Source organism: Azospirillum mesophilum (assembly GCF_053470405.2).
Genome location: NZ_JBPXMQ020000021.1, coordinates 68,115 through 79,849 on the forward strand (window position 1 = coordinate 68,115; position 11,735 = coordinate 79,849).

Consider the following 11,735-nt stretch of genomic DNA (forward strand, 5'->3'; position numbering starts at 1 on the left):
TGGGGGGCCTTATATGGAAGGGCATGCGGACTCCCCTGCTTGCCCTTCTGGCTCTGCTCGCCGCCGCCCCCGCCTGGGCCGCCGGCTTCCACCACGACCTGGACGTGACGCTCGACCCGCCCGCGCGGCGGCTGGAGGCGGTGGACCGGCTGCGCCTGCCGGCGGGGACGCATGTCCTGCGCTTGGCGCCCGGTTTGACGGTGTCCGAGGCGACGGCCGGTGGAAAATCCCTGACCGTGGACCGGCGCGGCGAGGCGTTGCGCCTCATCGTGCCGGAGGGGGCGGGGGAGGTGGTGCTGCGCTACGCCGGCACGCTGCTGCCCCTGTCGCAGGAGGGACGCGGCGACGGCCCGATGGCGGGCGAGGAGGGCGCCTATCTGCCGGGCGGCAGCGGCTGGCTGCCCTCCGGCGGGGACGAACCGCCGACCTGGCGGCTGGCCATCCGCGTTCCGGCCCCCTTCACGGCGGTGGCGACCGGCCGGCTGGTCGAGGAGATGCGCGAGGGCGGGTACCGAGCCGTCTTCACCGAGGACCGCCCGGTCGAGGAGCCATCCCTCTTCGCCGGGTCCTGGCAGGTGGCGGAACGCATGCACGGGGACCTGCGCCTGCGCGCCTATTTGCACCCCGAACAGGCCGGGCTGGCCGACGACTACCTGGACCTGACCGCCCGCACCATCGACGAGCAGTCGCGGCGGATCGGCCCCTATCCCTTCGCGGGCTTTTCCATCGTGTCGGCGCCGCTGCCGGTGGGGCTGGGCTTTCCGGGGCTGACCTACATCGGGCGTCCAGTGCTGCCGCTGCCCTTCATCCGGGCGCAGTCGCTGCCGCACGAGATCCTGCACAACTGGTGGGGCAACGGCGTGCGGGTGGGCGAGGGCGGCAACTGGTGCGAGGGGCTGACCACCTTCATGGCCGACTACGCCGCCGCCGAGGCGCGCGGACCCGACGCGGCGCGGGCGATGCGCCTGGACTGGCTGCGCGACTACGCCGCCCTGCCGGCCGACCGCGATTCCGCCCTGACCGCCTTCCGCGCGAAGGTGCACGACGCCTCGCAGATCGTCGGCTACGGTAAGGCCGCCATGCTGTTCCACATGCTGCGCGCGGAGATCGGGGAGGACGCTTTCCTGAGCGGCATCCGCCGCTTCTGGGCCGACCAGCAATTCAAGGACGCGGGCTGGGCCGACCTGCGGGGGGCTTTCGAAACAGCGTCGGGCCGCGACCTCGGCCCCTTCTTCGACCAGTGGCTGACCCGCACCGGCGCGCCCACGCTGCGGCTGGAGGGCGCGAAGGCGGAGGGCAACGCCGTGACCGTCACCCTGCGCCAGGGCTCCCCCACCTACGCGCTGACCGTGCCCGTGGACGTGGAAACGGCGGCGGGCGTGGAGCGCCACACCGTCCGCCTCGACGGGCGGGAGGCGACGGCCACCCTACCGACCAGCGCGGCGCCGAAGGCGGTGTCCGTGGACCCCGGCTTCGAGCTGTTCCGCCGGCTGGCGCCGGGCGAGGCGCCGCCGATCCTGCGCGACGTGACGCTCGATCACGCCACGAACACGGTGCTCGCCGCCGACGGGGCGGCGGGGGAGGCCGCCCGCGCGCTGGCCGAGCGTCTAGCGGACGGCAAGCTCCGCATTGTCGCCCCGGACCGCACCAGTGCCACCGCTCCGCTCGCCCTGATCGGCACGACGGAGGGGGTGGAGCGGCTGCTCGCCCTCTACCGCCTGCCGCCCGTGCCGGAGACCCTCGCCAAGCGCGGCACGGCGCGGGTCTGGGCCTTCCGCACACCGCAGGGGCGGGCGGTGCTGGCCGTGGCGGGGGATGACGCGACGGCCTTGCAGGCTCTGCTGCGTCCGCTTCCCCATTATGGCCGGCAGAGCTGGCTGGTGTTCGAGGGCGCCAAGGCCGCCGACCGGGGCGTCTGGCCGGCCGGGGAGAGCCCGCTGCGACTCTCCTTGGAATAGGCATCTTTCGAACAGGCACCTTTGGACCATACACCCCTCCTCGCGTGTTGATGGGGGAAACGGCGCGCGTGGCGCGCGCTTTGCGGGAGGATGGTCATGTCACGGACAGCGAAGGTTTTTGGACGTGCCCTGTTGGGCGTCGGCATGGCGGCGATGCTGGCCCTGCCGGCGGCGGCGTCGCCCGGCGACATTCACACGGTGACCGGCGAGAAGGTGAACCTGCGCGCCGCCCCGTCGGACGACGCCTCGATCCGCTCCACGGTCGGGCGCGGCGACGAGGTGATCGAGTTGAAGCAGGAGGGCAACTGGCTCGGCGTGCGGTCCCTGCGCACGGGCGAGGAGGGCTGGGTCTTCGCCGACCTCGTCAAGCGGCGCACGCCCAGCACCCTCAGCGGTGCCGTCGCCCCGTCGGAGGCCGGGTTCGGGCGCATTTCGTCCGGCTTCGACAATCTGCTGGCGAACATCAACAGCCAGCTCGGCTACCGCTTCGCAGAGCGGGTGGAGCAGACGGCCAACGGCGGCCTGCGCGTGATCCCGACGCAGGAATGGCTCTACAACACCAGCCGCGAGGCCAAGATCTACGCGGCCCTGGCGCTCTACGAAATGTGGAAGAACCATAACAACGGGCGCCCGGTGAACGTGGCGCTGGGCTCCCCCAACGCCTCGGCCATCGGCATCGAGGACACCAACCGCGGGCCGGAGCTGGCCTTTCCCATGATGGGCGCCTCGCGGTAGCGCGGACCGGCGCGGGGGGCGTCGCGTCCCCCGCGCCGTTCATTTTTGATCCGCATCAACGCTGTCCCCGCCCCAACGCGGCCAAATGCCGCGGAACGATCGAACGGGCGAGGGCGATGAAGTACGTCGAAGAATTCCGCGACGCGGGGCTGGCCCGCGGCATCGCCGCCGCCATCGGGCGCGAGGCGGCGACCGGCCGCTCCTATCACCTGATGGAGTTCTGCGGCGGGCACACCCACGCCATATCCCGCTACGGCATCCCGGATCTGCTGCCGGCCAACGTCCGGATGATCCACGGGCCGGGCTGCCCGGTCTGCGTGCTGCCGGTGGGGCGCATCGACGACGCGGTCTTCCTCGCGAAGCAGCCGGGGGTGATCCTGTGCACCTACGGCGACGTGCTGCGCGTGCCGGGGTCGGGGCGCGTCAGCCTGCTGAAGGCCAAGGCGCAGGGGGCCGACGTGCGCATGGTCCTGTCCACCATGGACGCCCTGCGCGTCGCGGAGGAAAATCCGGGCCGCGAGGTCGTCTTCTTCGCCATCGGCTTCGAGACCACGACCCCGCCCACGGCGCTGGCCATTCGCGCGGCGCAGGCGAAGGGCCTGAAGAACTTCAGCGTCTGCTGCAACCATGTCCTGACGCCCTCGGCCATCCAGGGCATCCTGGACAGCCCGGAGGTGCGGGACCAAGGCTCCCTGGCGCTGGACGGGCTGGTCGGGCCGGCCCACGTCTCCGTCGTCATCGGCAGCCGCCCGTATGAGCGTTTCGCGGCGGACTACCGCAAGCCCATCGTCGTCGCGGGGTTCGAGCCGCTGGACGTGCTCCAGGCGATCCTGATGCTGGTGCGTCAGGTGAACGAGGGCCGCGCGGAGGTGGAGAACCAGTACACCCGCGCCGTCACCCCCGAGGGCAACCGCAAGGCGCAGCAGATCGTCGCCGACGTGTTCGAGACGCGGCCGAGCTTCGAATGGCGGGGTCTCGGCTCCATTCCCCACAGTGGCCTGCGCATCCGGGAGGCCTACGGGGCGTTCGACGCGGAGCGGCGCTTCGCCGTCCCCGGCCTCGCCGTGCCCGACCACAAGGGCTGCGACTGCGGGGCGATCCTGCGCGGGGTGAAGAAGCCCAGCGACTGCAAGCTGTTCGGCACGGTCTGCACGCCGGAGAGCCCCATGGGCTCCTGCATGGTGTCGGCGGAGGGTGGCTGCGCGGCCCACTACACTTACGGGCGCTTCCGCGATCACCGGACGGCGGAGGCTGGTGCGTGATGTTCGAAAGCAACAAAAAAGCCCTTCTCCCCTTGGGGGAGAAGGGTTGGGATGAGGGGTCGTTACCGCTCGAAGAGCGGGAAAAGACCGGCCGGCATTCGCCGGCTGCCACCCTCACCCCACCCCCTCTCCCCTCAAGGGAGAGGGGCTTTTCGTATTAGGATCAGGTGCTTACCGTGCTCAAAAAACTGTGCGTTTCTTTGGACGCACGAGAGAACATAGAAGCCGTCAGACGGCCACTCTTTACAGCGGCGCTTCGGAGCGGATGCGCTCGCGCAGCACGTCGATGGGGCGCAGGTCGTCGCCCTCCTCGTAGTGCCAGAAGGTCCAGCCGTTGCAGGCCGGCAGGCCGGCCATAGCCGCACCCACCTGATGGATGGAGCCGCGATGGTCGCCGCGCGGGCCGGAGCCGATCAGTGTGCCGTCGGCGCGCACGCGGGCGGCGAGGCGGCGGCGCTGGTCGAACAGTGTGGTGCCCGGGCGCAGCAGCCCACGTTCCACCACCCAGCCGAAGGGGATGCGCGGGGCCGACCGTTTCGGCGGCGTGTCGAGCACGGACAGGTCCGGCGCTTCCTCCACCGCCGCGATGCGGGCCGTGGCGGCCTTCACATAGCTGTCGTCGCGCTCCAGCCCGATCCAGTTGCGGCCCAGCCGCTTGGCGACGGCGCCCGTGGTGCCGGTGCCGAAGAAGGGATCCAGCACCGTGTCGCCCGGCCTCGAGGAGGACAGCAGAACGCGGTAGAGCAGCGCCTCCGGCTTCTGCGTCGGGTGGGCCTTGCGGCCTTCCTCATCGCGCAGGCGCTCCGCCCCGTTGCAGATCGGCAGCAGCCAGTCGCTGCGCATCTGCAGGTCGTCGTTCAGCGCCTTCATGGCGTCGTAGTTGAAGCGGTAGCGCGCGTCCTTGTCGCGCGACGCCCAGATCATCGTTTCATGCGCGTTGGCGAAACGCGTGCCGCGGAAGTTCGGCATCGGGTTCGTCTTGCGCCACACGATGTCGTTCAGAATCCAGAAGCCCAGATTCTGCAACGTCGCGCCGACACGGAAGATGTTGTGGTAGCTGCCGATGACCCACAACGATCCCTCGGGCTTCAGGATGCGCCGCGCGGCGGCGAGCCAGTCGCGCGTGAAGCGGTCGTAGGCCTCGAAATCCTCGAACTTGTCCCAGTCCTCTTCCACCCCGTCCACACGGGAATGGTTCGGCCGCAAGAGTTCGCCCCCCAATTGGAGGTTATAGGGCGGATCGGCAAAGATAAGATCGACCGATTCGGCCGGCAATTCATTCATCAGGGCGATACAATCGCCCACGAGAATTTTGTTCAGGGGGAGCATTGACGCAACCAACAGCAGCGACTCACTCGCTGGGACAATGATTCGGCGCCGAGTCGCCGTCAACTGGTTTCTTGCCTCGAAATTGCGGCGGTCAGCCCTCCAGGGCTTTTTGCGCCCGCACTGGTGCAAAACTGACTCGGTGGTGCGGGGTGACGCCATGCCGGCGCAGGGCCTCCAGATGCTCCGGCGTGGGATAGCCGGCGTTGCGGTCCCAGCCGTACTGCGGGTGCCGTTCGGACAGCCGGGCCATCTCCCGGTCGCGCGCCACCTTGGCGATGATGGAGGCGGCGGCGATGGACTGGCTGCGCCCGTCGCCCTTCACGATCGCCTCCGCATGGCAGGGCAGGTCCGGCTTGAACTTGCCGTCGATCAGCGCGACGGCCGGCGGCTCGCCCGGCAGCGCCTCGTAGGCGCGCTTCATGGCGAGCAGCGTCGCCTTGTGGATGTTGAGCGCGTCGATCTCCTCGGCGCTGGCCTCGGCGAGCGCCACGGCGAGCGCGTGGGCGCGGATCTGCGGCTCCAGCTCCTCGCGGGCGCGCGGGCTCAGCGCCTTGCTGTCGTTGATGGCGCGGGCGAGTTGCTCCGGCAGGCCCTCCGGCGGCAGCACCACGGCGGCGGCGACCACCGGGCCGGCCAGCGGACCGCGCCCCACCTCGTCGATGCCACAGACCCGCCGCCCCTGGCCGAGCGCCGTTTCGAAGGACAGGTCGGGCTGGGGGCGGGGCGCCTTGGTACGAGAGGCTTTGGGGGCGGCGTTCTTGCTCATCGGTCGGTCTTCGTTCCGGGTCGCGGGTGCGGGGCGGCGCAGTCTAGCCCAACGGCCTACGGATAGTCTTGGCGTCTGCGGGCGGCTGCGCTATGCATGGCGCCCTCAAGACGAGAGGCCCTGACATGACCGCCGTTTCCACGACCGATTGCCCCTGCCGTTCCGGCAAGGCCCTGGACGCCTGCTGCGGCCCCTACCTCGACGGCACCGCGCCCGCGCCGACGGCCGAAGCGCTGATGCGCTCGCGCTATTCGGCCTTCGCCACCGGCAGGATCGACTACCTGCAGGAAACCCTGCTGCCGGAGACGCGCGAGGACTTCAACCGCGAGGAGATCGAGGCCTGGGCCAAGAACAGCGTCTGGACCGGCGTCGAGATCCGCTCCACCGAAGCCGGCGGGGTGGATGACGAGGAGGGCGTGGTGGAGTTCGTCGCCAACTTCACCACGCACGGGAAGCCGCAGAAGCACCACGAGACCAGCCGCTTCGCCAAGCGCGACGGCCGCTGGTTCTATGTGGACGGCGTGCTCGGCGCCCGCCCGCGCAGCGGCCCCAAGGTCGGCCGCAACGAGCCCTGCCCCTGCGGCAGCGGCAAGAAGTACAAGAAGTGCTGCGGCGGGGCGGCCTGACGCCGGCCCGACGCTGGACTGCCTCCCGAGTCTCGCCGAATTTCCCGGCAATTGAGACATTTTTGGTCGTTTGGCGGCGCTGAACGGCCATTCGGGGGAGGGTTTGTCGAATCTTTCGTGCCCGACCGCCGTTCTCAATTGAAAAGCACGGCGGAACGGATCATCTTCGAGGCGCCGTGTCTCGTTCGGTGGGACACGGCCTATCACGACAGATGAGACCACGTATGTTCGACCGTCCGCAGCGCAACAACTTCCGCGCTCCCGAGATCACCCAGCGCAACATCCGCGCCACCGTCAAGTGGTTCAACGCGACGAAGGGCTTTGGCTTCGTCACGCCCGACGACGGCACCCCGGATGCTTTCCTGCATTCCACCGTTCTGCAGTTCTGCGGACACGACAGCCTGCCCGAAGGTGCCACCATCACCTGTGACCTGTCCCGTGGCCCGAAGGGCCCGCAGGTCGCCACCATCCACGACGTCGACACCTCGACCGCCAGCGAATCCCCGCGTCCGTCCCGCGCTCCGCGCAGCGACAGCTACGGCGGTGGCTTCAGCAGCGGCGGCGGCTACGGCGGCGGTGCGGAAGAGACGGTCGACGGCACCGTGAAGTGGTTCAACGTGTCCAAGGGCTTCGGCTTCATCGCCCCGTCCACGGGCGGCAAGGACATTTTCGTGCACATCCGCGCCCTGGAGCGTTCGGGCCTGGACGTGCTCGCCGACGGCGAGCAGGTTCGGGTGACCGTCCGTCAGGGCGTCAAGGGTCCGGAAGCGCAGCGCGTCGAAGTGGTCTGACGTCGAACAGGCCGGTCCGGCGGGGAAGGGGCGGACCTTTCCCGGCCGGCCGGCCCGCGGAAGCATCTCTTCTTTGAGTGCCGGCCGATCCGTTCACAAGGGTTCGGCCGGACGTTGCCAAAAGAAAAGCCCCCTGCTCCGGTCGAGCGGGGGGCTTTTTTTGTTCGCGGTTCGGGCTTCGCTGCTTCGTAGCGTCGTAGGTTGGGTCAAGCGAAGCGCGACCCAACACGCTTCCCAACGGGGGAATGTTGGGTTTCGCTTGGCGCTCAACCCAACCTACAACTACGGTTTACGCCGCCTCAGGCGTTACGGCCGGCCGATCAGGGTGCCCATCAGGCGGGTGCGGATCGCGGCGACGGCGCATTCCAGGGGGCGGTCGGAGTCCGGCTTGGGCGGGGTGACGGCCACGTCCGGGCACAGGTCCTCCATCTTCCACGCGCGTGCCGGCGGCGGGGGCGGGGCGTTGGGGTCGCAGGTGGCCGGGTCGGGGTGGGTTTCCTCGGCGTTGTCGTTGGCCGGCTTGATCTCCAGGTTCGGCGACACGCCGAAGCAGTCGACCAGCGCGCCCGACGGGCGGAAATAGCGCGCCGTGGTCAGGCGGATGCCGATGTCCCCGGTCAGCGACGAGATGGTCTGGACCGAGCCCTTGCCGTAGCTGCGCGTGCCGAACAGCAGCGCCCGGCTGTGGTCCTGCAGGGCGCCCGCGACGATCTCCGACGCCGAGGCCGAGCCGCTGTTGATCAGCATCACGATGGGCAGCCCGGCCATCAGGTCGCCCGGCGTGCCGGTGTAGCGGCGGTTCTCGTCCGGGTCGCGGCCCCGCACGGACACGATGTCCACCGCCTCCAGGAAGCGATCGGCGACGTTCACCGCCTGATCGAGCAGACCGCCGGGGTTGTTGCGCAGGTCGAGCACCGCGCCGGCCAGCTTGCCGTTGGTCTGGCGGCGCATGTCCTCCACCGCCTCGTCCAGCGCGTGGGAGGTCTGCTGGTTGAAGGCGGCGATGCGGATGTAGGCCACGTCGCCCTCCAGCCGGTAGCGCACCGGCTGGATCTTCACCACCGCGCGCGTCAGCGACACGCGGAAGGGCGAGGGCTCGGCCCCGTTGGCCCCCCCGGTGGACCCGTTGCGGCGCATGGTCAGGGCAACCGAGGTGCCGACCGGGCCGCGCATGCGGGCCACGGCGTCGCGCAGGTTCATGCCCTTCACCTGCGTGTCGTCGATCTTGGCGATCAGGTCGCCGGTGCGCAGGCCGGCGCGGGCGGCGGGCGAGCCGTCGATGGGCGACACGACGCGGATCAGCCCGCTGTCGTCGTCCATCGTCACCTCGATGCCCAGGCCGCCGAACTCGCCCTGCGTCTGTTCCCGCATGTAGCGGAAATGTTCGGAATCCAGGAAGCTGGAATAGGGGTCGAGCGAGGACAGCATGCTGTCCAGCGCCGCCTCCGTCAGGACGCGGTCGGTGGCGCCCGGCTCGTCCTTCTTCTTTTTCTGAAGGCCGACCACCGCCTTGTCCACCAGCGCCTGCGGCGTGGAGGGCTTCACATGCTCCGCCAGCACGCGGCGCATCACATCGGCGAACAGGATGTAGTTGCGGTCGGACGTGGAGGGGGGCGCCGTGGTGCCCTTCACCTTGGCGAATTCCTGGCGGTACCGCTCAAGCGCCGCGCTGGTGTCGGCGCGGGACGAAGGCGCCACGGCGCACGCCGGCCCCATCGCCACCATCAGCAGCAACAGTGCCATCAGCACCTTCGCCATCCTGCGCCCCTCTCGACAGGCCGGCCCGGCCGGCAGATTCACAGACATCGAGCCTACTATACCAGGGGTTTCGCCTGCCGGAAGTTCAAGGCCGCAGCGTACGTACTTCCGGATGGCATGGAACAGCCTTCCGGCCGGCCCTTACGGCCGCCGCCCCGCAACCTAGCACGTCGGTCAAGCAATCTCAAATTCTGCCCCGAGCGACCACCGCCCGCGATCCGCGGCGATGGACCGTTCGCGTGAGAACGGATATGGGCGTCGCTGCGGCTCCGCCCATTCCCCCTTGCGGGGGAGGGGCATGACGCTGTGATTCTACACCTTAATAGGCACCTTTCCCGCTGACCATCACGCCGACGGTGCGCAGCAGGATGCGGATGTCGCCCCACAGGCTCCAGCCCAGCAGATAGGCGGTGTCGAGTTGCACCCGGCGCCCGTAGTCCACGTCGTTGCGCCCGCTGACCTGCCACAGCCCCGTCAGGCCGGGACGGCACTGCATGTAGAAGGGGAAGCAGGCGTGGTAGCGGGCCACCTCCTCCTGCACGATGGGGCGGGGGCCGACGAGGCTCATGTCGCCGGACAGCACGTTCAGGAGCTGCGGCAGCTCGTCCAGGCTGGTCCGCCGCAGGAAGCGGCCGATCCAGGTGATGCGCGGGTCGTTGCGCAGCTTGCGCGTCGCGGCCCATTCGGCGCGGGCCTCGGCGTCGCGGGCCATGAGACTGTCGAACACCTCATGCGCGTTGACGACCATGGAGCGGAACTTCCAGCAGGTGAAGTCCCGCCCGTCCGCCCCCACGCGCCGGTGCCCGAACACGGCCGGGCCGCCGTCCATCACGATGAACAGGGCGACCAGCAGCATCAGCGGCCCGAACATCAGCAGGAGGGCCACGGCCCCCACCACGTCGAAGGCCCGCTTCACCCGGTTGCGGTGCAGCGGCGCGCCGATCGGCAGCCGGGCGACCAACTCCGCGGCGGAGGCGGTGCCGGCGAGCGCGCCGGGCTCCAGCGGAGTTGCACCCAACTGGACGGACTGCGGAATTCCCATGGCTTCCTCGTGCACGCAAAGGCCGGTGTTCGGCCGTGGCAACAGGCGGAAGCGCGTCAGGGGTCCGTCGCATCGACACGGGGAGGCCAAATCCGTGGCGGTACGTCGGCGGGCAGGGGAGGGCCGATCGGAGCAACCCGTCCGAAAACGGTCAGCAAATCCGGGGAAGCTGCTCGCCCGACAACCAGTCGACGATGCGCTTGCCGCCGAAGCGCGTTTCCATCTGCACGAAGCGGTGGCCGTCCTCCACCACCGTCCCGACGGCGGCGGCCTCGGCCCCCAACGGGTGGGCGCGCATGGCGGCGAGCAGCCGGTCGGCGTCCTCCGCCGCGCAGATGGCGATCAGCTTGCCCTCGTTGGCGACGTAGAGCGGGTCGAGGCCCAGCAGCTCGCAGGCGGCGGCGACCTCCGCCCGCATGGGGATGTCGGCCTCGCGCAGCATCATGCCGACGCCCGACTGGTGGGCGATTTCGTTCAGCGTGGTGGCGAGCCCGCCGCGCGTCGGGTCGCGCAGCACATGCACGTCCGGCACCGCCGTCACCATTGCGGCGACGAGGCCGTTCAGGGCGGCGCTGTCCGATTGGATGGCCGTCTCGAAGCTCAAATTCTCGCGGGTGGACATGATGGCGACGCCGTGGTCGCCCATGGTGCCGCTGACCAGGATGACGTCGCCGGGCCGCGCCCGCTCGCCGGACGGCGCCACGCCCGGCGGCACCACGCCGATGCCCGTGGTGGTGATGAAGACGCCGTCACCCTTGCCGCGCTCCACCACCTTGGTGTCGCCGGTGACGATGGACACGCCGGCCTCGCGCGCCGCATTCGCCATGCTGTCCACCAGCCGCTTCAGGTCGGCCAGCGGAAAGCCTTCCTCCAGGATGAAGCCGGCGGTCAGGTACAGCGGTTTGGCGCCGGCCATGGCGATGTCGTTCACCGTGCCGTGCACGGCCAGCGACCCGATGTCCCCGCCGGGGAAGAACAGCGGCGACACGACGAAGCCGTCCGTCGTCATGACCACGCGCCCGGCCGGCAGGTCGAAGGCCGCCTGATCGTTGCCCTGGTCGAGCAGCGGGTTGGCGAAGGCCGCCGCGAACAGCTCCCGCACCAGTTGGGCCATGGCCTTGCCGCCCGACCCGTGGCTCATGTCCACGGCCCCGTTGGCGAGGTCGAGCTTGCGGGTGAACAGGCGGCGGTCGGACATGATGGGGTTCCCGTTATTCGGCGGCGGTCATTTCGGAGGGCAGGGTGCCGGCCTCGGCGAGCGCGGCGAGCGTGCGTTCGGCCTCCTCCGGGTCGAGCTTGGAGAGGGCGTAGCCGACGTGGACGATCACGTAGTCGCCGACCTCCACCCCCTCCACCAGGGACAGGGAGCAGGCGACCTTCACCCCGCCCAGGCTGACGGTCGCGCGGTCGTCGTCCAGCAGCTCCACGACGCGGGCGGGCACGGCAAGGCACATCGGCGTGATCCTCT

The 11,735-nt window shown here is 69.9% G+C and carries 11 protein-coding genes; 5 read left to right on the plus strand and 6 right to left on the minus strand.

All coding sequences use genetic code 11. The features are described from left to right. Window positions 1-23 precede the first annotated feature (23 nt). From ACSVC7_RS20100 to hypD, 3 genes are all read left to right on the plus strand, one after another. On the plus strand, window positions 24-1,958 hold the full coding sequence (locus ACSVC7_RS20100) for a M1 family metallopeptidase (protein WP_448206131.1): 1,935 nt from the start codon (window positions 24-26) through the stop codon (window positions 1,956-1,958). A gap of 96 nt (window positions 1,959-2,054) precedes the next feature. After that, window positions 2,055-2,693: an SH3 domain-containing protein gene (locus tag ACSVC7_RS20105; RefSeq protein WP_448206130.1), complete on the plus strand. Its 639-nt coding sequence runs from the start codon at window positions 2,055-2,057 to the stop codon at window positions 2,691-2,693. 116 nt (window positions 2,694-2,809) lie between these two features. Then, a complete protein-coding gene (gene hypD, locus ACSVC7_RS20110; protein ID WP_448206129.1) occupies window positions 2,810-3,955 on the plus strand; it encodes a hydrogenase formation protein HypD in 1,146 nt (381 codons plus the stop codon). A 243-nt stretch (window positions 3,956-4,198) separates the two neighbouring features. Here the strand turns inward: hypD and ACSVC7_RS20115 are convergent, their stop codons facing one another. After that, complete coding sequence (locus tag ACSVC7_RS20115) at window positions 4,199-5,284, minus strand: site-specific DNA-methyltransferase (RefSeq protein WP_448206128.1); 1,086 nt, start codon at window positions 5,282-5,284, stop codon at window positions 4,199-4,201. A 91-nt stretch (window positions 5,285-5,375) separates the two neighbouring features. Further along, window positions 5,376-6,050: a ribonuclease HII gene (gene rnhB, locus ACSVC7_RS20120; RefSeq protein WP_448206127.1), complete on the minus strand. Its 675-nt coding sequence runs from the start codon at window positions 6,048-6,050 to the stop codon at window positions 5,376-5,378. Window positions 6,051-6,175: 125 nt separating this feature from the next. On the opposite strand from rnhB, the gene ACSVC7_RS20125 reads away from it, so the two are divergent. Then, window positions 6,176-6,676, plus strand: coding sequence for a YchJ family protein (locus ACSVC7_RS20125; RefSeq protein ID WP_448206126.1), 501 nt, complete (start codon window positions 6,176-6,178; stop codon window positions 6,674-6,676). Window positions 6,677-6,900: 224 nt separating this feature from the next. Further along, window positions 6,901-7,467: a cold-shock protein gene (locus ACSVC7_RS20130; protein WP_448206125.1), complete on the plus strand. Its 567-nt coding sequence runs from the start codon at window positions 6,901-6,903 to the stop codon at window positions 7,465-7,467. Between the two features lie 306 nt (window positions 7,468-7,773). On the opposite strand, the gene ACSVC7_RS20135 is transcribed toward ACSVC7_RS20130, so the two are convergent. From ACSVC7_RS20135 to ACSVC7_RS20150, 4 genes are all read right to left on the minus strand, one after another. Then, window positions 7,774-9,210: a S41 family peptidase gene (locus tag ACSVC7_RS20135; RefSeq protein WP_448206124.1), complete on the minus strand. Its 1,437-nt coding sequence runs from the start codon at window positions 9,208-9,210 to the stop codon at window positions 7,774-7,776. A 334-nt stretch (window positions 9,211-9,544) separates the two neighbouring features. Continuing rightward, a complete protein-coding gene (locus ACSVC7_RS20140; protein WP_448206123.1) occupies window positions 9,545-10,267 on the minus strand; it encodes a sugar transferase in 723 nt (240 codons plus the stop codon). 151 nt (window positions 10,268-10,418) lie between these two features. Further along, a complete protein-coding gene (gene hypE, locus ACSVC7_RS20145; protein WP_448206122.1) occupies window positions 10,419-11,465 on the minus strand; it encodes a hydrogenase expression/formation protein HypE in 1,047 nt (348 codons plus the stop codon). A gap of 13 nt (window positions 11,466-11,478) precedes the next feature. Next, complete coding sequence (locus ACSVC7_RS20150) at window positions 11,479-11,721, minus strand: HypC/HybG/HupF family hydrogenase formation chaperone (RefSeq protein WP_448206121.1); 243 nt, start codon at window positions 11,719-11,721, stop codon at window positions 11,479-11,481. Between the last annotated feature and the right edge of the window lie 14 nt (window positions 11,722-11,735).

Bases quoted from the DNA above. Each gene is read 5' to 3' on its own strand.
- hypD (WP_448206129.1), top strand. From the start codon at position 2,810: ATGAAGTACGTCGAAGAATTCCGCGACGCGGGGCTGGCCCGCGGCATC.
- rnhB (WP_448206127.1), bottom strand. From the start codon at position 6,050: ATGAGCAAGAACGCCGCCCCCAAAGCCTCTCGTACCAAGGCGCCCCGC.
- ACSVC7_RS20130 (WP_448206125.1), top strand. From the start codon at position 6,901: ATGTTCGACCGTCCGCAGCGCAACAACTTCCGCGCTCCCGAGATCACC.
- ACSVC7_RS20135 (WP_448206124.1), bottom strand. From the start codon at position 9,210: ATGGCACTGTTGCTGCTGATGGTGGCGATGGGGCCGGCGTGCGCCGTG.
- ACSVC7_RS20140 (WP_448206123.1), bottom strand. From the start codon at position 10,267: ATGGGAATTCCGCAGTCCGTCCAGTTGGGTGCAACTCCGCTGGAGCCC.
- ACSVC7_RS20115 (WP_448206128.1), bottom strand. From the start codon at position 5,284: ATGCTCCCCCTGAACAAAATTCTCGTGGGCGATTGTATCGCCCTGATG.
- ACSVC7_RS20125 (WP_448206126.1), top strand. From the start codon at position 6,176: ATGACCGCCGTTTCCACGACCGATTGCCCCTGCCGTTCCGGCAAGGCC.
- hypE (WP_448206122.1), bottom strand. From the start codon at position 11,465: ATGTCCGACCGCCGCCTGTTCACCCGCAAGCTCGACCTCGCCAACGGG.
- ACSVC7_RS20150 (WP_448206121.1), bottom strand. From the start codon at position 11,721: ATGTGCCTTGCCGTGCCCGCCCGCGTCGTGGAGCTGCTGGACGACGAC.
- ACSVC7_RS20100 (WP_448206131.1), top strand. From the start codon at position 24: ATGCGGACTCCCCTGCTTGCCCTTCTGGCTCTGCTCGCCGCCGCCCCC.
- ACSVC7_RS20105 (WP_448206130.1), top strand. From the start codon at position 2,055: ATGTCACGGACAGCGAAGGTTTTTGGACGTGCCCTGTTGGGCGTCGGC.